Here is a 21358-nt window from a genome sequence, read left to right on the forward strand (position 1 = left end):
AACATTTTGAGATCTTTTGAAACACACCTAAATTTCATAGTCATACAATAGATATGGTTTTTGTTATACTAGTAACACCCCAACATCCCAAAAGTAAATAATGACCGATCTTTGTTATCCAAGCTGTAGTAAACCGCAAACCCGTCGAGGACATGAACGTCGCCTTGCCCTATTATTGTGCGCAACCGATTTATTTCTTGAGAAAGGTTATGAAGCGGTTTCTCTGGATGATATTGTCAATCATGCGGGTGGTTCAAAAACCTCTATTTATAAATATTTTGGCAATAAAGAAGGTCTGTTTACTGCAATTTGTGATTATCGTCGGGAAGTTTTCTTTCAAGGGGTATGTTTGCCTTATGTTCCAGAAAAAACTGATTTAAGAGCCTACCTGACCCAGACACTGCATCGTTTTTATCAGCATATTATTCAGCCTGAAAATATTGCTTTTATGCGCATGTTTACTGAACAATCACAAAAAGATATCCAGCTCGCTCATTATTTCTATAATCAATGCGCGCTCAATATTCAAAACACCATTGCCTATGCACTTGAGCATGCACATAACAACAATGAAATTTTCTGTGCTCAACCTAAATTTTCTGCAATGATGTATTTTGGTACGCTAAGAGATGTCGAATGGCGCAATCTTATGGGGTTAGATGTGCCAGAAAACGACATCGAAATCATTGATTATATTAACTATTCTGTAGACTTGTTTTTAAAGGCTCATCAAAAGGTCTAATTCTTTTGCATTTTCTTGAACCTATAGTATAGTAGTCAATTCTTTTTTATCCACCACTCGTCAAACAACAATTAATTATTGATTTTTCTCAATAATTATTGTGGGAGTAGCTATGGCGCTTCGGCATTTCCTAACTTTACGTGACCTATCCACACTAGAACTGCAACGCATTTTAGATCGTGCACAAGAACTCAAACGCATGCAACATAGTCATACGCTGTATCAACCGTTTGCAGGTAAAGTTTTAGGAATGATTTTCGAGAAATCGAGTACACGTACACGTATTTCTTTTGAAGCGGGTATTTGCCAATTCGGTGGTAGCGCGATCTTCCTTTCTCCACGTGATACACAATTAGGACGTGGTGAGCCAATTGAAGACTCAGCTCGTGTTATTTCAAGTATGCTGGATATCGTGATGATCCGTACTTTCGGACATGACATCGTCGAACGTTTTGCATCATATTCAAAAGTTCCAGTCATCAACGGTCTGACCGATGATCACCACCCTTGCCAGCTACTTGCTGACTTACAAACTTTTCAGGAACACCGCGGTAGCATCGAAGGCAAAACGGTTGCATGGATTGGTGATGGCAACAATATGTGTAACTCATATATTGAAGCTGCACATATGATGGGCTTTAAACTTAAAATTGCTTCACCAGAAGGCTATGAGCCAAAACCTGAGTTTTTAGCTGAATTTGCGGATTGCGCAGAAGTATTCAATAAAGCAGAAGATGCCGCTGTCAATGCCGACCTGATCGTCACTGATGTATGGGCAAGCATGGGACAGGAAGAAGAACAGAAGCTACGTGAGAAAGCCTTCTCAGATTTTCAGGTTAATGAAAAACTCATGGACTTGGCGCATCCTGATTGCCTCTTCATGCACTGCTTACCAGCACACCGTGGTGAAGAAATTTCAGAAAACATGCTTGACCATAAAAATGCTGTGGTTTGGGATGAAGCTGAAAATCGCCTGCATGCTCAGAAAGCATTGATGGAATTCTTACTCAATGAGAATCTTAAGAAAGATTAAGTAATAAAAACAGCATCTTTTGATGCTGTTTTTATTTGTGCGCTTTAAATTGAACACTGAAATAAAAACACTTATAGTAAGCTAAGCCCTTTAGAATAAGTTTCTCATCATATGAGAACCTCACTCAACACACAGCGGACGTTATGACTTCACTCGAACAAGCATTATCTCAAATACCAAGTTTTTCTTTGGTGCATGAGCATCTGTTTAGCTCAGCTCAACCAACAGCCGAGCAATTACAACAGATTAAGGAATATGGTTGCAGTACGGTCATTAACCTTGCGACCAGCAAATCAGAGCGCTATTTAGCGAATCAGGATCAAATCTGTCTGGATTTAGGTCTGAATTATATTCACATTCCAATTGATTGGGACGTACCTTGTTCTGAGCAATGTTTATTAATTTTAGATTTAATTGACCATTTGGTTCAAAACGAGATCGTTTGGCTACATTGCACTGAGAATACACGTGTAAGTAGCTTAATGTACTTATATCGTCAGTTTTATCTCAATATGGATCTACCGACTGCACAAGAATTACTACATCAGATCTGGGAACCGAATGAAACATGGACGGGTTTAATTCATAGTATTACTCTACAGCTGCAAGGCCGTAAAGCAACACAAGAATTAGAGCAGTCACTCATCAATACCAATCATTTTGCTTGATAGAAATTATATAAACACGCATCAAGATTTAGATGTGTGTTTATATAAGATGTTAGTTACTAATTATCAACTTTAATTAGTTGTAATGCATTATTCATAGAACCAGATGATCTAATTCTAAATTTGGTAGAGCCATTAGGAACTAAATTTAACTCTTCTGTTACTCTTGCATATGGACAAAAGCCAGATGGCGAAAATTCGACTTCAATCGATGTAGATTGAGGCTTAACATAGATCATCGCCTGTTGATTTGATTTAATCGTTAGAATTTTTTTGTTATCAATAGATACAATAAAATTGCAAGCACTACCCCAAACACCCTTATCTCTTAATATCACTAGACTTGCATTTCGCTCATCTGTTTTTGACTGATACTCTGGTTTAAAAAACTTATTAATTTGTACTGTTGAAGCTTTCTCTATAGTCGTTGCTGTAGTACAACCAGTAATAGAAACGATACAAACTAAACCCAGAATTAAATTTTTCCCTCTTTTACCACTTTTTACATCTAAAAAAATTACTTTTAAAACTTGAAAAATTCATCTTATATCAAATGAAAATTACTAATTTCACATTATTTTGCTTGATGTGAAACCAATACGGTTGCAGTTGCCAGAATTCCTTCTTGACGACCTGTAAAACCAAGCTTCTCTGTCGTTGTGGCTTTAATGCTAATTTGAGTCACATCCACATCTAATACATCGGCAATACTTTGGCGCATTTCCAAATTATGTTTAGCCAGTTTTGGACGTTCACACGCTACGGTAATATCCGCATTATTCAGCTGATAACCACGATCTAAAATCAACTGGTATACATGTTTTAGCAACAAACGACTGTCTGCACCTTTATATTCTGGATCTGTATCTGGAAAATGCTGTCCAATATCACCCAGCGCCAAAGTACCCAATAATGCATCACTCAGTGCATGCAAGACCACATCGCCATCCGAATGTGCTTTTAAACCATGCGTATGTGGAATTTTGACGCCAGCTAAAGTAACAAAGTCACCATCTTCAAATGCATGTACATCAATCCCTTGTCCAATACGAATTTGAGCAACCATATGATTTTCCTTTTACAATATACCGAACTAATCTTGTATTCAGGCTTTCTATTTCGCTATAGTACGTTGAGCAAATTAGACTGAAAGTATAAGTGATTATGCTGTTTAACACTGTAAGAAATCAATTAAAGAAATCTGGTTATATCATCACATTGGGTTGTTTTTGCTCAACATTTGCCTATGCGGAATCTATTGACTGCAGCAGCACCGCTTTGGAAGCACAAAAAATATGCACCAAGCAATATAAAGAACAGCGTCAAAAGCTGAATAGCAAGTTTTTAACAGCGTATCTGGTGACGGATGCGCCTTTACAATTGTTACATGATACGCAGACACAGTGGCTCAACCAGATACAGCAATGTAAAACCAAAACCTGTTTTCAGCAGCAATTTGAAGCGCGTCTGGATGACCTGAACTTTTACACGTCAATGAACCAGACTTTGACCCAACATTACCTAAAATATGAACAGGGCAAAATCTCATCTCAACCTGTTCATCTGCAAATTCATCAGCTCGATAAAGACAAGTTAAAAATTGAAGGGATCGCTTACCGCAATCCCAACAATCGTCTAGAAACTCAAACCATGTCATTGCTTGCTTACAGCACCCCTGAGCAAAAAAATCAGATCATTGATAATGAAAAAAAATGCCAATATCAGTTTGATTTTCAGAAAGCACTTTTGATTGTCAAATCAGAGCAGAAAGGTTGTGAGCGTTTTACAGGGATTTATCGTCTGTACGATTAAAGCTTCAGTAAAGTAAAGCCGATGTTCTAACATCGGCTTTATTGTTTCAGCTTGGGAATTTTTGCGCAATTTCCTGACTAATCAACACTGCCGTTGCAGCAGATAAAGTCCAGCCTAGATGTCCATGCCCCGTATTATAAAAGACTCGTGCTTGCTTACCTTGTTTTACCACAGGCAGCATATTCGGCATCATTGGACGTAATCCTGCCCACGGCACCACATGTTCAGTCGAAATATCGAAATTCTGGTTGACCCAGTTAATTAAAGGTTGAATCCGGTCAGCACGAATATCCCGATTATAACCATTAAACTCAGCCGTTCCCGCAATACGTAAACGATCTGCACCTAGACGAGAGGTTACAATTTTTGCACTCTCATCCAGCAAACTGACCCACGGCGCATTATTTACACTACGCTCATCTTTAAGCTGGACAGTGATCGAATAACCTTTGACTGGATACACATTTACACTATCCCCCAACATATCAGCCAATTGATAACTGCCGACTCCACCACAAACCAGCACCACATCTGCAATAATTTCCGTTATACCATCCGCAGTTGGGTTCACATTTTCCGAGCTGTTTTTGCAATGAACAATTGCTTTGTCTTGATTGAACTGAACATCAACCACATCCAGACCAAAACAATATTTTGCCCCATATTGCTGAGTTCTTTCTGCTAACCCCACAGAATATTTATGGATATCCCCCGTTGCATCCCCAGCAGTGTAATAACCACCAAAATATTCGCCTGTTAAGGTCGGTTCAATTGCTTTCATTTCCTCAGGCGTAATTGCATTCCGCTCAAGTTTGCCTTCAACCAGTACATCGTTGACTCTTTTGGCAATCTCATAGTCTTCTCTGGTGTGATACATATGTAAAATGCCACGTTTTTCCAAATCAAAAGAAAGACTTTCTTTTTCAGCAACTTCAAATAGACGTTGTCGAGCCAACAATGCCAAACGCACGGTTTCAATGGTATTGGCTTTATAGTTTTTAATATGCGTTAAAAATTCAATTAACCAGCGATATTTATGCGCACTAAAGGATGGGTTGAGCAGCAATGGTGCATCTTTCTTACTCATCCACTTAATGCCTTTCAGCACCGTGGCTTTCTGGTTCCAGACTTCTGCATTACAAGCAGATAATTGTCCGCCATTGGCAAACGAAGTCTCCATTGCTGGAAAAAGATGACGATCGATCACCGTCACTTCATAGCCCAGTTTAATTAATTCATAAGCAGACGTTACACCCGTAATCCCCGCACCAATAACAACAACATGTGGCATAGCAAACTCCTTGAAATGCATAACATTTCATAATGCTTAGCCCCATCTGTCATGGTACCTGAGAGTTTCGGCAGATGATTACCAATTAATCATTAAGCCTTCCCCTTCGGTGAGTGTTTATCGTAGAAGAAAAATGTCCTGTGTTCCTACAAATTGAGCACTGCTCTCCAGATTTTATGTCTATTATTACAGTCCTTCTGCCTGAGAGTTTCCGGGGTCGTTGCTCCTTCGGCGAGTTCATTGAAGAACTTCTCTCCCGCAATAATATTTATATCCTTATAAGCAATATATATGCCGTTCCAAAATACGCACACTAAAATCTTGTAAATGTTTGTAGATCAAGATTTATACGTATGTACTTATTTATCGAGCATAAAAAAGCAGACTCGATGTCTGCTTTTAAATCTTAGAATTTACATTGCAAAATTTGCTCGGAGAATTGACCTTTCCAAAGTTCACGCAATGTTGGTAAATAGAATTTTTCACCAATCATCACCAGTTCAGCATCAATCAAGGCATGAATCTCATGCATTAACACATAGTCCAAGGCAATCAAGGATAATTGAGGTTGTGCCTGTGCAATCTGCTTACGCTTAACTTGTGCTTTTTTAACCAGCTCGTTGGCAAAGTTCTTATCTTTATAAGTCGTAATCGCACTTAAACGAAGCTCAATCACGCCCCAGCCTTCCAGTAACTTTTTAAATACTTCAAAATCTTTTGAGGTTGCTTCCCAAGTTACATTTTCCAGATTATTGTCTTCTGGCAATACAGGTAACAGTAAATCAGCCGTACTTGGAAAAATTTTCTTTAAATTCAACAGAAACTTAACAGGATTTTCATTGGGTAAATCAGAGAACTGAATGTTGGTTTTAGTATCTGTTAAATAAATAGAGAGCATAATGAAGCAACAGTTTGGTCAATCAAAAGTGTATTGTACGCAGTTCACTTTATAAAAACTACTCTCATAAAAAATCCTTCTATAAGCAGAAGGATTTTTTATCTTACTGATTAAATATTTTTATTTGCTATTTGGCGAAACCATATTTTCAGGTTTAACCACTTCATCAAATTGCTCTGCTGTCACTAAACCTAACTCCACAGCCACCTGTTTCAAGGTTTTATTTTCCTTGTAAGCTGTTTTCGCAACTTTAGCAGAGTTTTCATAGCCGATCACAGGATTCAGTGCTGTCACCAACATCAATGAATTATGTAAGAAGTGATCAATCTTGTCGCGATTCGGTTCAATACCGACCGCACAATGGTCATTAAAACTATTACATGCATCACCAAGCAACTGAATGGATTGCAATAAATTATAAGCAATCACTGGCATAAACACATTCAGCTCAAAGTTTCCTGATGCACCCGCCACGTTAATCGTTGTGTCATTCCCTAAAACTTGAGCCACCACCATGGTCATCGCTTCACTCTGAGTTGGATTGACCTTACCCGGCATGATACTCGAACCAGGTTCATTCTCAGGAATACGGATTTCACCAAAACCACAGCGTGGCCCACTTGCCAACCAGCGAATATCATTGGCAATTTTATTTAAACTTGCAGCCAAGGTTTTCAAGGCACCCGATGCAAATACTGCTGCATCACGACCTGCCAAAGCTTCAAACTTATTTGGCGCAGTCACAAATGGCAGGCCAGTTAATTCAGCTAATTGCTCAGCAGCTTTCACCGCATAATCAGGATGAGCATTTAAGCCCGTTCCAACCGCTGTACCACCCAAAGGCAATTCGTACAGTCCAGCCAAAGCCTGTTGTAATCGTTTTAAACCATGTTCCAGTTGTGATACATACCCACTAAACTCTTGTCCCAAAGTTAAAGGCGTTGCATCTTGTAAATGGGTACGGCCAATTTTAACAATGTCATCAAATTCTTCTGATTTACGCTGTAAGGTATTTTTCAGCTTTTCAACAGCAGGAATGAGTAGTTCATTGATTTGAAGACTTGCTGCAACATGAATTGCAGTCGGGAACGAATCATTGGTAGATTGAGCGCGGTTAACGTGATCATTTGGATGCACAGGTTTTTGCGCGCCTAATGCCTGACCTAGTTTCTGGTTGGCAATGTTTGCAATAACTTCATTACAGTTCATGTTACTTTGCGTACCAGAACCTGTTTGCCAAACCACCAAGGGAAATTGTGAATCCCATTGTCCAGCAATCACTTCTTCGGCAGCACCAACTATATATTGACTTAAATCTTCAGGAAGTTGTTTTAATTCAGCATTGGTGATCGCAGCAGCTTTTTTTACTAAGCCCATTGCACGAATCATCGGGCGTGGTAAGCGCTCCTGACCAATTTTAAAGTTCTGTAAACTTCTTTGCGTTTGCGCACCCCATAAGGCTTCATTCGGAACCTCGATTTCACCCATGGTGTCGTGTTCAATTCGCATTTGCATAAACAACCTCTGCTCTATTTGGTTAAAATTTTCACGGGCTGAAGCAAGCTAATGCTTTGGCTGGTTGTGGATATCCTAATCAAACCAGCTAAATATGTAAATAAGAATCATTATCTTAATTGCCTTTTAAGGTATTCAGATAAAAACGCCATTCATCTTCAATCATTTGTGCTAAAGGCCGTTTCGGTGTCCAGTTTAAAATACGCTGTGCTTTATCTATATTTGCACCAAGCTGAGCTAATTCCTCATGTTGATAGATTGCAGGCTGAACGCGAACTTCGGCCTGCGTCACCTTTGAAATCTCATCCAATAAACTTTGAATAGAGGTCAGTTGCTGATGGGCAATATTAAATGACTCCAGACATCCAGATTGCGTTTTTAGCCAATTCAAGGTCATTAAAATGGCATCACAAGCATCCAGAACATGTAAGAAACTACGCTCCACCGTGCCATCTTTGGTCTGAGCCTGATTTTGCAGTTCAATACAATCACGTTGCATCGCTGCAACTTGCAATGCTAAAGGCACAATATTTTTAGGGAGCTGAGTAACATACTCACCTAGAACGCCATGCTCGAATGCGCCAACAATATTAGATAAACGTAGATTGACTATCTTCCACTCAGGATCAACTTTATAAGTATCGGCAATAATGTCTTCTACCATTTGCTGCGAGCGGATATAAGGATTGGCATAACCGTAGTTAAAGACCGTATCTTCAGAGAGTGCGGTATCCGACTTGCCATACACCGCCAGACTGGACAGGTTTAATAATTGTCTCACGCCCATTCGTTGCATAGCACGTAACAAGCTCATAATGCTACTGACATTATCATTATAATATTCGAGCGGTTTTAGGGCCGATTCTTCAAGCGACTTAAAGCTTGCTGTATGAATAACGGTATCAATTGAATATTGTTCAAATACTTTATTTAAAGCAGGCGTATTACGTACATCTAGTTTTGCAAAAGGAATATACATGCCTGAAATATATTCCAAACGTTCCAAAGTTTGTAAAGTTGAGTTAGCCAGGTTATCAACAATGACAATCTCTTGCCCATGAGCCAATAAACTCAAAGCAATATGTGAACCGATAAAGCCTAAACCACCTGTCACCAAAATCATTGTATACTTACCTTCTTTTTAATCTGTCCATCATCATTTTGCCTACTATGACCATAGTGAATGTTCAATGAGTACACTACTGTTAATTACTTCCTCACCAACTTCTGTGATCGCATGGCATGCATTGGGTTTAGCGCAAGCATTACAAAATAAGCATGAAGAATTTCGTGTTTTCTTTTACCAAGACGCTGTTCATGTTGCGAACGATTTACAGTGGTTTCCTGATGATCAACGCAACCTGAAACAAGAATGGCAAAAGCTGGGCATTCGACTCCCTGTCTGTGTCAGTGCTGCCCTTGCTCGGGGAATCACTGATGCAAGCAATGCACAACGTCATTCGCTTCAACATCACAACTTGGCACAAGGTTTTGAGCTGGTTGGGCTTGGAGAGCTGGCTGATGCAGTGCAAAGCTGTTCTCGTTTAATTCAATTTTAATTTAAGTTCTTTAATAGAGTGTTGCTTTAAAAAGGTAAATTGTGTGAAATCTGTACTTGTCATCCTAACGCAGCCTAATTTAACGAATTTGCAGACCAATGAAAGTCTGTCTGCCACTATGGTTTTAGCAACCTTTGGTATTTCTGTCAAAGTATTATTAAGAGACGCTGCCTTGAGTTTATTGGACAATAAAATAGAATTTGACCAGCTAAAACATGCCTTTAAAATTGCAGCCAATATGGTGGACAGTTTTGAGTTCTATGATTTGACTCCAATCTTGGTTGAGACTAAAAATCAACAACTTAACATCATAAAGAATACCGATCAGGAAATTGAATTTATCGAGATTACCCCTGAACTCATCCGCTCATTTGATCATGTCTTGTATTGGTAAGGTATTTCACAATGAAAAATAGTGTTTTATTTTTAATCCAATCGCCTTATAGCAATCTCGATAAAATCTGGGAACAGTTGGTACAAATGGCACAATCTGATGATCATATCGTTATTATGGGTGATGCGACGTTGTCTATTCCATCTTCAGTTTTTAGCCACTATCCTCATCTTTACTGCTTAGCGAATGAACAGGAGATGCTGAGTAAGGAAGATCAGGAACAGGTTAAATCCATTGATTACGCAGCATTTGCAGATTTAGTTTTACAATTTGAACGTTGTATCACGTTAAAATAATGCTTTGATTCGATTTATTTAAAATTTACTTAGGCTATTTATGCAATTAGAGTTAGATCAAGACGGTCATCTGGTCGATTACACCATCTGGAATCCTGATGTTGCTCAGGAACTGGCGAAGACGCTGGACTTAGAACTTACCGATTGGCATTTTGATGTACTTCATGCAGTGCGCCAGTTTTATCAGCAGTTTGGACATTCGCCAGCAACCCGCCCACTGATTAAGTTTTTAATGAAAACTGTCAGTCCTGAGATTAATAATGCCGAGTTACAGCAACGATTTAATACAGGTCTGGTCGCTCGTCATTTAAGTCGCTTAGCGGGCGTACCCAAACCTGCAAACTGTTTATAAGAGTTCACGCAAATTTCTTTGCACACGCCACACATGCAATGACTGCAACCGTTACCGCAAACATTGCGATACTGACCTGCTCATGCAGAAGTACCGCTGCAATGATTAGTCCAAATATCGGTTGCAGGAGTTGTAATTGGCCTACAGTGGCTATTCCACCTTGCGCCAAACCCTTGTACCAGAAAAAGAAACCGATCAGCATACTGAACAATGAAACATAAGCTAAACCCAGCTTGGCAGAAATCGAGATCTGGTCAAAACTCACCGGCATATAGAGATAAGAAACCAGAAGCATAATCGGCAAGGTTAAAATCAGTGCCCAGCAAATCACTTGCCAACCACCCAAATGTTTCGAAAGCTGCCCACCTTCTGCGTAGCCAAAACCACAAAGCAATATCGCCAATAACATAAACAGGTCGCCATAATTAAATGACCATGTTCCTGTCTGGATCAACATAAAACCAAAAACCAGTGCGCCACCTAATATCGCAAATAACCAAAACACCAGATTAGGCCGTTCACCCCCTCGTAATACCCCAAAAATCGCAGTCGCCAATGGCAATAGCCCAACAAACACAATGGTATGTGCAGCACTTACATATTGAAGCGCCAAGGCAGTAAAAAGCGGAAATCCAATCACCACCCCGATGGCAACGTAAAATAAGGACAGCCAGTCTTTTTTCTGGGGTAACTTCTGACGTGATAATAAAACCAATGCCAAGCCTAAAAGTCCTGCTATCGCGGCTCTTGCTGCGGTTAAAAAGGTCGGACTAAAATCCATCACCGCAACACGGGTGGCTGGTAAAGAACCCGCAAAAATAACCACGCCAATGAATCCATTTATCCAGCCACTGCTTAAAGACTTCATTTAAATTCTCCAGATCTATATGCAGAATTTAAACTGTGCTATGGTGAATGCACCATACACAATGCAGTACAATTTTAAATAACTGTACTGGTATAAAGTCCAATACGGTCAGGCATAAACACATGAAAAGTACAAAAATCGATTTTGTGATACAGCATATTCATGAACAGATTAAAAACCGCTCTTTAGTGCCTGGCTCTCGGCTTCCTTCCGTTCGTGCATTGGCAGGCCTTTTAAATCTGTCTATTTCCACGATTGTAGAAGCGTATGAACGTCTAGCAGCACAAGGCCTGATCGAAGCAAAAACAGGTTCAGGCTTCTTTGTCGCAGGCCCGATTGCGCCATTATCTATCTCGGAAATTCATCCTAAAATTGACCGCAATATTGATCCCCTCTGGATTTCGAGACAAGCTCTAGAAGCAAAACAAGGGGTATTAAAACCCGGATGTGGCTGGTTACCAGATGACTGGATGCCCCATGAAAATATACGTAAAGCAATTCGCAAAGTCTCCAAAGCCAATTCAAGTATTCTCACTGATTATTCAACGCCGCTCGGTTTAGCGCCCTTGCGTGAATTACTTTCTCGTAAGATCTTAGCAAAAGGCATTGAAGCAGTTCCGAATCAGATTTTATTGACGGATTCTGGAACTCAAGCCATTGATTTAATTTGCCGCTATTTTCTGAAACCGAATGATGTCGTGCTGGTCGATGATCCGTGTTATTTTAATTTTCACGCCTTACTCAAAGTTCACCAAATTCAAATTATTGGTGTGCCTTACACACATACTGGGCCAGATATTGAGGCATTTGCGGAAGCGATTCACAAGCATAATCCCCGCTTATACATTACCAATTCAGGAATCCACAATCCGACTGGCGCAGTATTAACCGCATCCAGAGCCTATCAGGTATTAAAACTGGTTGAGCAGTCAAACCTGATTGTGATTGAAGATGATATTTTTGCAGATCTGGAACTTCATACGGTGCCACGCCTTGCAGCACTGGATGGCCTGTCTCGCGTTATTCATATTGGCAGTTTTTCTAAAACCTTATCGGGTGCAGTCCGGACAGGTTATATTGCAACCAAACCAGAATGGATTGAGGATTTAACTGATATCAAAATTGCAACCAGTTTCGGTGGTAATAATCTTTCCTCGGAAATTTTATTTTCAGCCTTAACGGATGGCAGTTATCGTAAATATCTCGATGAACTCAAAATAGATTTGGCAAAAGCTATGGACGTCACGGTTAAAAAATTAGAAAAAATGGGAATTACACCGTGGGTGAAACCTCAGGCAGGTTTATTTTTATGGTGTGAGTTAGCAGAGCATTTTGATACGGCACGAATCGCTCAATATTGTCTGGAACAAGGCGTTATTCTGGCGCCCGGCAATGCCTTTAGCCAAAGTCAGAATTTTAAAAATTTTATTCGTTTTAATGTAGCACAATGCCAAGATCCAAAAGTGTTCGAGGTGCTATCGCATGCAATTCAACAGGAAATAGCACATCAAAATCTTTAAAACCTAATAAGGAAATGATCATTTCATGGCCTTTTAGCCGATAAAATAATCCATGACTGGAATTTTACTCACTCCACATCAAGCACTTTTTTGTTTTTGCTCGATAAATGCAAAATAACCGGGCCCCGCAGCAACACGTACATCTTTAACATGGATAGGTTCATTACAATCTGAACAAATCACTTTAGGACTGATTTTCTTGCCACAGGTTTTATGCGTAAATTCGATTGGCTTGCCCAATCCCATATCCATCCATTTATCCGCCCATTGCACCATCGCCAGAAGGATCGGATACAGATCTAAACCTTTTTCGGTCAGTTGATACTCAAAACGTTCCTGACGGTCAACATAAGGCACTTTCATTAAAATCTCGTGCTCGACCAAACGCTTTAAACGTTCTGAAAGGACATGACGGGTTAAGCCAAGACTACGTTGAAAGTCATCAAAACGGCGTACACCCATAAATGCGTTGCGTAAGATGAGCATTGTCCAACGATCACCTAATACTGAAAGCGTCCGAGCCACTGAACATGGCTGATCGCCAATTTCTTCCCATTTCATTATTATCACCTAATCATTTTTTTAAAGTTTTTGCAGACATGGAATCTATGTCTTGAACCGTCGAAATTTGCCAAGGGGGTCGCCATTGCCTGCATTTCATGCCTTGTTTAAGTCGTTTTAACCAATAACATAATGCATGGACGAAATGTCAACAGCCCCTAACCAAGCAATATAAAATATACACTAAACCACCTTGTCCATCAGATGCAATATTGGCACTTGGCTAAAAGTGACAAAATTCACAAATTTTACTCATTTCTGCTGAACCTTTAATTGCGAATGAATACGCCGTTCACTTCCATTCCTGCTTCAGGCTGAATATGGGCAGGAATACGCACCAGACAGTTAGCCTGCATCAAATTACTCAACATATGCGATTGTTGCTTGGCAAGGCTTTTCAGCTTGAGCTGACCTTGTTCAAAATAGGCATGCATCCTTAAAAATCGTTCACGTGCATCGGACTTCAAATCATGGGTCAGTATTGCACTAAACCATTCCAGAGATTGAGTCTGGTTTTGTAAGGCATCGAATAGCGATTTACCATACATCTGCATACATACATAGACAGCTGCCGGATTGCCTGGCAAACCAAGTATGTAACAGTGATGATTTTGCGCTGTATATTCGGCAAAAAATAAAGGTTTACCCGGTTTTTGTTTCACCTTCCAGAAAACCTGCTCAAAGCCTGCTTCAAAGGCACAAGGACGCACAAAATCATAATCGCCCACAGAAACACCACCGGTAGTAATAATGACATCATAATGCGGTTTGAGCTGTTCGAAGCATTGCGTCACCTGTTCTGCTTCATCGGCAATATGGCGTATTTCTACCGCTAATCCATAATCTTGCAACCAAGCTTTTAACAGTGGGCCATTGGCATCAAACACTTTTCCAGCCTGTAAATCGTCAGGTGTTTCCGCAACTTCATCACCTGTAATCACGACGGCAACTTTAGGTTGTTTAAACACTTCAAGAGTTTTTACCCCAGCCATGCTCAGTGCTGCTAAAGCCCCAATATTAATGCGCTGCCCAAGCTCTGCCAGTTGCTGCCCACACTGAATTTCTTCACCTGTAAAGCGGATATCTGCCTGAGCCTTGATATGTTCAGTCAACCGAATCAGCTTATCGCTTTCAATATTTACAATTTCCTGTCGAGCGACATGAGTGGTTCCTTCAGGGATTTTCCCACCAGTAAAAATACGAACGGCTTGTCCATCCCTAAGCTGTACATCAGACTCACTGCCCGCTTTAATTTCTCCAATCACCGAGAAAGTAGCATCTTGCAAGTTTTCACGAGCGCTATGGATTGCGTAGCCATCGACTGCACTTTGTGAGAAGCTCGGTAAATTCACCTGAGAAACGATGGCTTGAGCCAGATAGCGATTGAGACACTCACCTAAAGGCAAGGTCTCGGTGGCTAAGGTTTTAGCTTGGCTTTGGATCAGTGCGAATGCCTCATCAATACTGATCAATCCTTTTTCAGCACCACATCCTGACATTATTCATAACCTCCCGGATGAGGTAAGTCTCGACATACATCAAAAATATGCACCAACGCTGGTAAAATCGCCGCCATAGATTCACTGGCGCCGCCACGGCTACCCGGTAACGTCACAACCAACGAACGATCAATAAATCCTGCAACACCACGTGACATCGCCGCATAAGGCGTCCGTTTCTGTCCAAATGAACGTGCCGCTTCCATCAGACCATCCAGCTTTCGTTCTAATAGCGGCTCAAGCGTATCCACCGTAATATCACGCTTGCCAATCCCTGTACCACCAACCGTCATGATGCAAGCATAAGATTTGGTTAACTCCAGAACCAGATCTTTTAATTGATCAGCTTCATCAGGCAGGATCTGATAATGAATCGGATCAAAGCCTGCTTCGGTCAAGGTCTCTACTACGGACTTTCCTGCAGTATCAGGTTTACGCCCCGCAGCCACCGTATCCGAAAGGACAATAACAGCCGCAGAAACAGGTTGGCGTAAAGTCCGCTTAAAATGGGATTTACCACCTTTTTTCTTCAGCAATTTGCATTGATCCAGACACAGCTCTTCAGGTTCACAATGCGGTTTCAGCATGTCATATAGCGTTAAGCCAGCCAGACTTGCAGCTGTCAAAGCCTCCATCTCGACACCTGTTGGCCCAATGGTTTCCACTGTGGTTAAGATCACCACATGATCCTCTTGCAAATCATACTCGACATCAGCACGATAAATCGGTAAAGGATGGCATAATGGAATCAGTTCATCTGTTCGTTTTGCTGCCAGAATGCCTGCAATACGTGCCGTTTTTAAAGCATCGCCTTTTTCGGTATTTCCATCACGCAGTAACTGAATACAATGTGCGGGTGCATGTAAAATTGCTTGTGCTTCTGCTACACGGTAACTTTCGGGTTTCATCCCAACATTTTTCATTTTTAACTTCCTAACGCTTTATTCGTGTGTATGCGCATGTGTGCAATTTTCTGGATGATGAGCATGTTGATGCCTTTCAGTGTGAGACGTTGATTCAGCAGTATCTTTGCGGATACAACAACCTTCAACATAGTGACTGGTACCATCCATGAAAAATTCTTCTTTCCAGATCGGTACTTCATGTTTTACCCGTTCTACGGCTTCTTCGCAGGCTTGAAAAGCTTCACGGCGATGAGCAGCATAAGCAATGGCAATAATGGCAGTTTCACTGACCTCTAAATAACCAATACGATGCATGACCCGAACATAAGAGACTTGATATTTCTCTTTGACTTGCTGCTCGATTTCCCGAATCATCTTTTCAGCAACTGGCGTATAGGAGGTATATTTCAATGCCTTGACTGCTTTACCTTCATGATGATTACGCACGGTTCCAATAAAGATATCAACGCCACCACATTCAGGAAATGCCTGTATTGGGTCGAAACTGTCGAGGCTTAAAGCCTGATCTTGAACTCTGGCAAATTCACGCATATTTATCCCCCTGCCACTGGCGACAACAGTACTAAAGTACAAGATTGATCTAATTCCATTTGACGTGTCACAATATCTTCTCCTATTGCACAGGCACATTTTTCCATTGCCTGATGTGCTTCTGGATAAAGCGTTACAATATGGGTTAATACATCTTTAACACTTCGATTTTCTGCAAACTCAAATGCAAGCGCCTTTGGCAACAACCTTTCAATTGCGCCAAAAGCTTCAATTTTGATCTCAATGGTTTGCATATTTTCTCCAGATCAATTGCTCTTTAACCACCCAGCATGTGCATACTGATTTTACGGGCTTGTTGATGTTGTATCGCATGATAGCCTTTGGCTTTATGCCAGATGTAAGGCTTAACCTGTTGGTCGAGTTGCAGCAATGCACTCTGCTTTGACTCATTATTTTGCTGAATTAAATCGTGTAAATAGGGCTTAATATTTAAGCCTTGTTGAGCAAATAGACAGTTATACAGTTCGCCCTGAGCCGTTAAACGGATTCGATCACAGTCCCCACAAAATGAATGGGTAATAGTCGAAATAATGCCAAGTGGATAATGTCCATCAAGCTGATAAATACGCGCAGGCTCATGCTGCTGTTGTAAGACCTGAACATCATAATGAGGCTGGAGCTGCGCTAAAATTTCTGCTTCACTCACCACAGCATCATCTGTCCAATGCTGATCTCCATCCAATGGCATAAATTCAATAAAGCGCAATGGAATGTTCTGTTGTTTTGCCCACTGTACCATCGGCAAAATCTGGTCATCATTATGACCTTTCATCAACACACAATTGAGTTTAAAGGGTAGCCCTGCTTTTTTTGCAGCCTCTATGCCACTCAGTACGGGTGTAAGTTCTTTTTTGGTCAGTTGCTTAAACTGGGTCGGATTCAGGCTATCCAGACTAATATTGAGATCATCTAAACCCGCCTGTTTCAATGCTTCGGCATATTTTGCCAAATAATGGGCATTGGTCGTGATCGAAATCCGTTTTAAGCCGAGTGCTCTTAACTGTTGTAAATCAGCAATAAAATGAACCACGCCCTGACGCATTAACGGTTCACCGCCCGTAATACGAATATTTTCAATTCCTTGTCCAACCATATACTGGCAAAAAGCAAATAAGGCTTCGAAACTGAGCAAATCCTGTTTCTTCATCCATTCAGGATGCTCAGGCATACAATAAATGCATTTGAAATTGCAGCGATCTGTCACGGAAATCCGTAACTTACGCTTAATACGACCATACTGATCCTGAAGAATCGGTAAAGTCGTTTTAAGTTTCTCATGCTTCATCATACGCACTCATTTGTAGATCTTTTTACTGGCCAAGCACAAGTTCTGTGCAAGCTTGTTCATATATCGAGCTAAAGCTTTTTATTACAGCAATAATTATTCCAAGCACATCCTTTGTTCAGGCTTGTTGTTGCTTATTCAAACAAATAAGCAACACTTTCAATTTACGCATAAAAATATCTGATGTCTTGCATATTTTTGTTCAAAATCCTTTGCACTATTTTCAGGCAGCTTTCCTTGTATTGATAACATTTAGTGCATGATGCTCATAAAATCAATATGCTGATCGTCTAAACCGTCAAATGCTGTAAACGCACAGGTACATATTTATGATATGGCGTCTTGGACAACGGATCACAATGCCCTGTTGAGGTCAGACGGTTCAATTGTGGCCCGACTGGCTCAGCGCCAGCATAACTTAATCCATAACCATGCGGTAACGACACTACACCTTTTCGCATCCCTTCATCAAGCTCAACCGTAACCTGAATACGCCCATGCTCTGAAATACATTGCAGCATTTGTCCTGTTTCAACACCTAACGCCAAGGCATCATCAGGATTCATTCTTAAACGTCCTTCTGCATCCACTTTACGCCATGCTGGATCTCTATAGATCTGATTCGCATTGTAGCTACGTCGTTCACCTGCCAGTAAAATAAAAGGATAATCTGCTGTGGCTGCAAATTTCTGATGCTTTAATTCAGCCAGCTCTATAAACATTTCTGGAATTGCCAAACGAATTTTTTTGTCTTTATAGGCAATCAGCTCCCAGACATCAGCATAATCATGTGCAGACAATACAACGCCTGAACGCTTTTTCAAAATGGCCTGAAAAAGCGTTACCCCAAGATTAAAACGATTGCCTTCATAGCCCGCCCGCTTCACTGCTTTGAAATGCTGTGCTGCGTATTGCATACATAAAGGCAATAACAAAGCTGTCGAGGCAGCATCATCGGGTAATGTTTTGCCCAAAGTGCGATATACAATGGATGCCGCATAAGGAATCAGCTTCTTATTTTTTACAAAAGAGGCGCCAAGCGCTGCGAAATAGGCAAGATAAGCTGTTTTTGCACGATCTTTTTCCGCAATTTTGCTCAGGAGTGGAAACTGTCGGGGAATAACCTGCATGGCTTCCAGTAATCGCGTATAAATTTCCGCTTCAGGTAAAGTATTACCTTGTGCTTTAAAAAGTGGATGCCTTAAATGAAAGCCATTTTTAGGAAATTCTAAGTTGAATCCCGTAAATTCCCATTTTTCGAATTGGGTATGCGCTGGTAAAACATAATGTGCCAGACGCGCAGTTTCTGTCATTGCCACATCAACCACCACCAAAAGTTCCAGTGACTGAAAGGCTTGCTCATAAGCGCTAGTATCAGGATAAGTCAGTAAAGGATTGCAACTATCCACGAATACGGCACGAACTCGTTTTTCCCCAGCCTTTAAAATTTCATCAGGCAAAATATTCGGAGGAAAGAAACCAGAAATGGGGAACATTTTATGGTGAACTGTACGGCGATACTTTGGATTCCGCTCATCGGTATTGCTCAGGATTGGAATAAACATGGTATGTAGGTTATTGGTTCCCTGCTGACCAAAATGTCCTGTAAGTAAATACAAAAGTTTTTCCAAATAACCATTCAATGTCGTATTTAAAGTGTGTTGAATACCTAAATCAATACGTACACAGCCACGTTTGGCTTTGGCAAAGTCACGCACGATCTGATAAATCAACTCAACCGAAACATCCGCTTTCTGGATATATTCCGCTATCGGAATCGCTTTAAACGCCTGTTTAACTTCGTCAAAACCATGTGTATGTTGCTGAATAAATTGCTGATCATACAATTCCTCTTTCAGCAGGATTGCGATCATGGCAGACATCAGATAGGCATCTGTTCCAGGCTTCAGTTGTACATGAATATCGGCTTGTTTAGCCGTTTCGGTAACACGTGGGTCAAACACCACCATCGTCCGATTCGGATCTTTCTTAATATGTTTCAAGGTATCACGGGCATTGGGAATGCCGTGTGCCTGAAAAGGATTGGTTCCAATAAACAGGACATAGTCCGCATGCTCGACATCCTCCGTGGTATGACAGGCTTGACTTCCGAACAAACGACCATTGACCCAGAAATCTCCGGTTTTTTCTTGGGCTAAGGAGTTATAAGAATAAAAACTTTTCATGGCATATAACAGTTGCCGACCATAGGCAGCTCCCAAATGGTTTCCCTGCCCACCACCACCGACAGAAGCGAATGCCGTTCCCCCATGCGTATCCCGAATCTGTACAAGCTGATCAGCAATCTCCTGAATTGCTTGATCCCAACTGATTTCCTTAAATGAACCATCGACTTGACGTTTTAATGGCGCGGTTAAACGATCTGCATGCTGCTGGTAATGCTGCAAACGTGCTGCTTTTTGGCAAATATAGCCTTGAGAAAAAGGATGCTGGGTATCACCTTTTATCTTTTTAAACTGATTATCTGCAATTTCAACACTCAGCCCACAGTTGCGTGAACATAAAATACAAGCCGTTACATCCTGTCTTGGTGCTGTTCCAGTCGTCATTGTTCTCACCTTATTGTTTTATGAATATTGGCCCATTAAACAGATTTGCCCTGCTGAACCCACCACACGAATATGTTGCTCAGTGCTGATTTCTACTTGGTTATGTTTTGAGGGTAATTTAACAGGTTTTAAAAAACGAACATCAATTTGCTGAATTGGCTCAGGAAGCAACTCAAAGCTACGTGCAAATACGCCAAAACCATGTAGGACTTTTTGTCCAAAGCTCGATAGTTTTGCTAACGGCCCAACCCAATGAATTGGATTAAAATCACCCGTCAATAATGCAAACTTAAAACCGTCATCGGCTGTCGCAGACCATTCGCCTAAACCGTGCCAGCTTTCATTATCTGTCGTTTCAGTACGCTTGGTTTTCTCAAAATTGGGTAAAATAAATGCCATATGCAATACCGCTTCGACCAGCGTTGGCTGAGTGATCGTACCCGTGATAATTTGCACTGAAACACGTGCCAAGCCATTACGCTCATCCACAGATGCGATCTTGGCCTGAATCAATAGCTTTTCATTTCTGGGAATGTCACCATGAATCTTTAGGCTCACACCTTGATTGATGACCTGACTAAGCGGGTAATTTGTTTGTAAAAGCAGACGGGTTGCAAATGAAAGCCCCCATTGCGAAACCATATGTGCGGGGATTGAATCTGGATATTTATGGGTTGATGCTCCACTCCATTCAATATAATGCTTCACCAACTCATCGCTTGGTGGCTGAATAATTTCTTTAATCGGTGCCAGCGCTTGCCAATCACCTTGCTGAACTTTAGCTTTTGAGAAGCTTCGCAATACAATTTTCCCAAGCCCAGCCAAGGTTGCCTGATGCTCGAATAAAAACTGCAATGGAATCTGCTGATAACGAACTGCCCTCATCTCTTACTCCTTCTTCCTTTTATTTTTCTATTACGATGTTCACTGCACGCATACAAGTATTGGCTTAATTGCATCGAGCCTGACATGTTTGAAATTTAATTCAGTTCCAAAATAGAACTCAACAAAAGAAAG

Annotated in this window: 23 protein-coding genes and 2 riboswitches; of the genes, 9 read left to right on the plus strand and 14 right to left on the minus strand. The window is 40.8% G+C overall.

Annotated elements, in window-relative coordinates; translation table 11 throughout:
- The first annotated feature begins 100 nt into the window (after positions 1 to 100).
- The 3 genes from AWW72_RS15075 to AWW72_RS15085 all read left to right on the plus strand — a co-directional run bounded on the left by AWW72_RS15075 (position 101) and on the right by AWW72_RS15085 (position 2443).
- Positions 101 to 742, plus strand: coding sequence for a TetR/AcrR family transcriptional regulator (locus AWW72_RS15075; RefSeq protein ID WP_004771996.1), 642 nt, complete (start codon positions 101 to 103; stop codon positions 740 to 742).
- A 112-nt stretch (positions 743 to 854) separates the two neighbouring features.
- Positions 855 to 1775, plus strand: coding sequence for an ornithine carbamoyltransferase (gene argF / locus AWW72_RS15080; RefSeq protein ID WP_004771995.1), 921 nt, complete (start codon positions 855 to 857; stop codon positions 1773 to 1775).
- Positions 1776 to 1918: 143 nt separating this feature from the next.
- Positions 1919 to 2443, plus strand: a complete 525-nt coding sequence (locus AWW72_RS15085; protein WP_004771994.1) for a protein tyrosine phosphatase family protein — start codon at positions 1919 to 1921, stop codon at positions 2441 to 2443.
- 574 nt (positions 2444 to 3017) lie between these two features.
- Here the strand turns inward: AWW72_RS15085 and ispF are convergent.
- A complete protein-coding gene (ispF, locus tag AWW72_RS15095) occupies positions 3018 to 3509 on the minus strand; it encodes a 2-C-methyl-D-erythritol 2,4-cyclodiphosphate synthase (protein ID WP_062847879.1) in 492 nt (163 codons plus the stop codon).
- Positions 3510 to 3607: 98 nt separating this feature from the next.
- On the opposite strand from ispF, the gene AWW72_RS15100 reads away from it, so the two are divergent.
- Positions 3608 to 4255 carry an A1S_1983 family putative colistin resistance protein gene (locus AWW72_RS15100; RefSeq protein ID WP_062847880.1) on the plus strand — a complete coding sequence of 216 codons (648 nt, stop codon included), beginning with the start codon at positions 3608 to 3610 and terminating at the stop codon, positions 4253 to 4255.
- 46 nt (positions 4256 to 4301) lie between these two features.
- On the opposite strand, the gene AWW72_RS15105 is transcribed toward AWW72_RS15100, so the two are convergent.
- The 4 genes from AWW72_RS15105 to AWW72_RS15120 form a co-directional block, all read right to left on the minus strand.
- On the minus strand, positions 4302 to 5546 hold the full coding sequence (locus AWW72_RS15105; protein ID WP_062847881.1) for a D-amino acid dehydrogenase: 1245 nt from the start codon (positions 5544 to 5546) through the stop codon (positions 4302 to 4304).
- 36 nt (positions 5547 to 5582) lie between these two features.
- Positions 5583 to 5724, minus strand: a riboswitch (glycine riboswitch).
- A 1-nt stretch (position 5725) separates the two neighbouring features.
- Positions 5726 to 5815, minus strand: a riboswitch (glycine riboswitch).
- 137 nt (positions 5816 to 5952) lie between these two features.
- Positions 5953 to 6444: a hypothetical protein gene (locus AWW72_RS15110; protein ID WP_004771986.1), complete on the minus strand. Its 492-nt coding sequence runs from the start codon at positions 6442 to 6444 to the stop codon at positions 5953 to 5955.
- 120 nt (positions 6445 to 6564) lie between these two features.
- Complete coding sequence (gene fumC / locus AWW72_RS15115; protein WP_062847882.1) at positions 6565 to 7959, minus strand: class II fumarate hydratase; 1395 nt, start codon at positions 7957 to 7959, stop codon at positions 6565 to 6567.
- A 115-nt stretch (positions 7960 to 8074) separates the two neighbouring features.
- Positions 8075 to 9082: an NAD-dependent epimerase/dehydratase family protein gene (locus AWW72_RS15120; protein ID WP_005257319.1), complete on the minus strand. Its 1008-nt coding sequence runs from the start codon at positions 9080 to 9082 to the stop codon at positions 8075 to 8077.
- A gap of 67 nt (positions 9083 to 9149) precedes the next feature.
- Here AWW72_RS15120 and tusD point away from each other — a divergent pair, with 67 nt between their 5' ends.
- The 4 genes from tusD to AWW72_RS15140 are packed head-to-tail and all read left to right on the plus strand — an operon-like array spanning position 9150 to position 10560.
- The gene (gene tusD, locus AWW72_RS15125) at positions 9150 to 9518 is read left to right on the plus strand and encodes a sulfurtransferase complex subunit TusD (RefSeq protein WP_005257318.1); all 369 of its coding nucleotides are present in this window, start codon (positions 9150 to 9152) and stop codon (positions 9516 to 9518) included.
- 43 nt (positions 9519 to 9561) lie between these two features.
- Positions 9562 to 9912 (plus strand): hypothetical protein, encoded by a 351-nt coding sequence (locus AWW72_RS15130; protein WP_005257317.1) that lies wholly within the window; start codon positions 9562 to 9564, stop codon positions 9910 to 9912.
- Positions 9913 to 9923: 11 nt separating this feature from the next.
- Positions 9924 to 10208: a hypothetical protein gene (locus AWW72_RS15135; protein WP_062847883.1), complete on the plus strand. Its 285-nt coding sequence runs from the start codon at positions 9924 to 9926 to the stop codon at positions 10206 to 10208.
- Between the two features lie 40 nt (positions 10209 to 10248).
- Entirely contained in the window at positions 10249 to 10560 is a 312-nt protein-coding gene (locus tag AWW72_RS15140; protein ID WP_062847884.1) for a TusE/DsrC/DsvC family sulfur relay protein, read from the plus strand.
- Between the two features lie 4 nt (positions 10561 to 10564).
- Here the strand turns inward: AWW72_RS15140 and AWW72_RS15145 are convergent, their stop codons facing one another.
- On the minus strand, positions 10565 to 11428 hold the full coding sequence (locus AWW72_RS15145) for a DMT family transporter (RefSeq protein ID WP_005257313.1): 864 nt from the start codon (positions 11426 to 11428) through the stop codon (positions 10565 to 10567).
- A 122-nt stretch (positions 11429 to 11550) separates the two neighbouring features.
- Here AWW72_RS15145 and AWW72_RS15150 point away from each other — a divergent pair, with 122 nt between their 5' ends.
- A complete protein-coding gene (locus AWW72_RS15150; protein ID WP_062847885.1) occupies positions 11551 to 12948 on the plus strand; it encodes an aminotransferase-like domain-containing protein in 1398 nt (465 codons plus the stop codon).
- A gap of 78 nt (positions 12949 to 13026) precedes the next feature.
- On the opposite strand, the gene AWW72_RS15155 is transcribed toward AWW72_RS15150, so the two are convergent.
- The 8 genes from AWW72_RS15155 to AWW72_RS15190 form a co-directional block, all read right to left on the minus strand.
- Complete coding sequence (locus AWW72_RS15155) at positions 13027 to 13509, minus strand: winged helix-turn-helix transcriptional regulator (RefSeq protein WP_004771974.1); 483 nt, start codon at positions 13507 to 13509, stop codon at positions 13027 to 13029.
- 269 nt (positions 13510 to 13778) lie between these two features.
- The gene (locus AWW72_RS15160; protein ID WP_062847886.1) at positions 13779 to 15008 is read right to left on the minus strand and encodes a molybdopterin molybdotransferase MoeA; all 1230 of its coding nucleotides are present in this window, start codon (positions 15006 to 15008) and stop codon (positions 13779 to 13781) included.
- A complete protein-coding gene (gene moaCB / locus AWW72_RS15165) occupies positions 15008 to 15931 on the minus strand; it encodes a bifunctional molybdenum cofactor biosynthesis protein MoaC/MoaB (protein ID WP_062847887.1) in 924 nt (307 codons plus the stop codon). The genes AWW72_RS15160 and moaCB overlap by 1 nt, the downstream gene beginning before the upstream one ends.
- 18 nt (positions 15932 to 15949) lie before the next feature.
- A complete protein-coding gene (locus AWW72_RS15170; protein WP_062847888.1) occupies positions 15950 to 16465 on the minus strand; it encodes a molybdenum cofactor biosynthesis protein MoaE in 516 nt (171 codons plus the stop codon).
- 2 nt (positions 16466 to 16467) lie between these two features.
- Positions 16468 to 16719: a MoaD/ThiS family protein gene (locus tag AWW72_RS15175; RefSeq protein WP_004771968.1), complete on the minus strand. Its 252-nt coding sequence runs from the start codon at positions 16717 to 16719 to the stop codon at positions 16468 to 16470.
- Between the two features lie 23 nt (positions 16720 to 16742).
- On the minus strand, positions 16743 to 17774 hold the full coding sequence (moaA, locus tag AWW72_RS15180; protein ID WP_062847889.1) for a GTP 3',8-cyclase MoaA: 1032 nt from the start codon (positions 17772 to 17774) through the stop codon (positions 16743 to 16745).
- Between the two features lie 287 nt (positions 17775 to 18061).
- Complete coding sequence (locus AWW72_RS15185) at positions 18062 to 20341, minus strand: molybdopterin-dependent oxidoreductase (RefSeq protein WP_062847890.1); 2280 nt, start codon at positions 20339 to 20341, stop codon at positions 18062 to 18064.
- A gap of 18 nt (positions 20342 to 20359) precedes the next feature.
- Positions 20360 to 21226, minus strand: a complete 867-nt coding sequence (locus AWW72_RS15190; RefSeq protein ID WP_062847891.1) for a MaoC/PaaZ C-terminal domain-containing protein — start codon at positions 21224 to 21226, stop codon at positions 20360 to 20362.
- Positions 21227 to 21358 lie beyond the last annotated feature (132 nt).

Source organism: Acinetobacter sp. NRRL B-65365, from assembly GCF_001605865.1.
Lineage (GTDB): Bacteria > Pseudomonadota > Gammaproteobacteria > Pseudomonadales > Moraxellaceae > Acinetobacter > Acinetobacter vivianii.

Coding starts and splice junctions, on each gene's coding strand:
- AWW72_RS15075 (WP_004771996.1), top strand. CDS start 101: ATGACCGATCTTTGTTATCCAAGCTGTAGTAAACCGCAAACCCGTCGA.
- argF (WP_004771995.1), top strand. CDS start 855: ATGGCGCTTCGGCATTTCCTAACTTTACGTGACCTATCCACACTAGAA.
- AWW72_RS15085 (WP_004771994.1), top strand. CDS start 1,919: ATGACTTCACTCGAACAAGCATTATCTCAAATACCAAGTTTTTCTTTG.
- ispF (WP_062847879.1), bottom strand. CDS start 3,509: ATGGTTGCTCAAATTCGTATTGGACAAGGGATTGATGTACATGCATTT.
- AWW72_RS15100 (WP_062847880.1), top strand. CDS start 3,608: ATGCTGTTTAACACTGTAAGAAATCAATTAAAGAAATCTGGTTATATC.
- AWW72_RS15105 (WP_062847881.1), bottom strand. CDS start 5,546: ATGCCACATGTTGTTGTTATTGGTGCGGGGATTACGGGTGTAACGTCT.
- AWW72_RS15110 (WP_004771986.1), bottom strand. CDS start 6,444: ATGCTCTCTATTTATTTAACAGATACTAAAACCAACATTCAGTTCTCT.
- fumC (WP_062847882.1), bottom strand. CDS start 7,959: ATGCAAATGCGAATTGAACACGACACCATGGGTGAAATCGAGGTTCCG.
- AWW72_RS15120 (WP_005257319.1), bottom strand. CDS start 9,082: ATGATTTTGGTGACAGGTGGTTTAGGCTTTATCGGTTCACATATTGCT.
- tusD (WP_005257318.1), top strand. CDS start 9,150: ATGAGTACACTACTGTTAATTACTTCCTCACCAACTTCTGTGATCGCA.
- AWW72_RS15135 (WP_062847883.1), top strand. CDS start 9,924: ATGAAAAATAGTGTTTTATTTTTAATCCAATCGCCTTATAGCAATCTC.
- AWW72_RS15140 (WP_062847884.1), top strand. CDS start 10,249: ATGCAATTAGAGTTAGATCAAGACGGTCATCTGGTCGATTACACCATC.
- AWW72_RS15145 (WP_005257313.1), bottom strand. CDS start 11,428: ATGAAGTCTTTAAGCAGTGGCTGGATAAATGGATTCATTGGCGTGGTT.
- AWW72_RS15150 (WP_062847885.1), top strand. CDS start 11,551: ATGAAAAGTACAAAAATCGATTTTGTGATACAGCATATTCATGAACAG.
- AWW72_RS15155 (WP_004771974.1), bottom strand. CDS start 13,509: ATGAAATGGGAAGAAATTGGCGATCAGCCATGTTCAGTGGCTCGGACG.
- AWW72_RS15160 (WP_062847886.1), bottom strand. CDS start 15,008: ATGTCAGGATGTGGTGCTGAAAAAGGATTGATCAGTATTGATGAGGCA.
- moaCB (WP_062847887.1), bottom strand. CDS start 15,931: ATGAAAAATGTTGGGATGAAACCCGAAAGTTACCGTGTAGCAGAAGCA.
- AWW72_RS15170 (WP_062847888.1), bottom strand. CDS start 16,465: ATGCGTGAATTTGCCAGAGTTCAAGATCAGGCTTTAAGCCTCGACAGT.
- AWW72_RS15175 (WP_004771968.1), bottom strand. CDS start 16,719: ATGCAAACCATTGAGATCAAAATTGAAGCTTTTGGCGCAATTGAAAGG.
- moaA (WP_062847889.1), bottom strand. CDS start 17,774: ATGATGAAGCATGAGAAACTTAAAACGACTTTACCGATTCTTCAGGAT.
- AWW72_RS15185 (WP_062847890.1), bottom strand. CDS start 20,341: ATGACGACTGGAACAGCACCAAGACAGGATGTAACGGCTTGTATTTTA.
- AWW72_RS15190 (WP_062847891.1), bottom strand. CDS start 21,226: ATGAGGGCAGTTCGTTATCAGCAGATTCCATTGCAGTTTTTATTCGAG.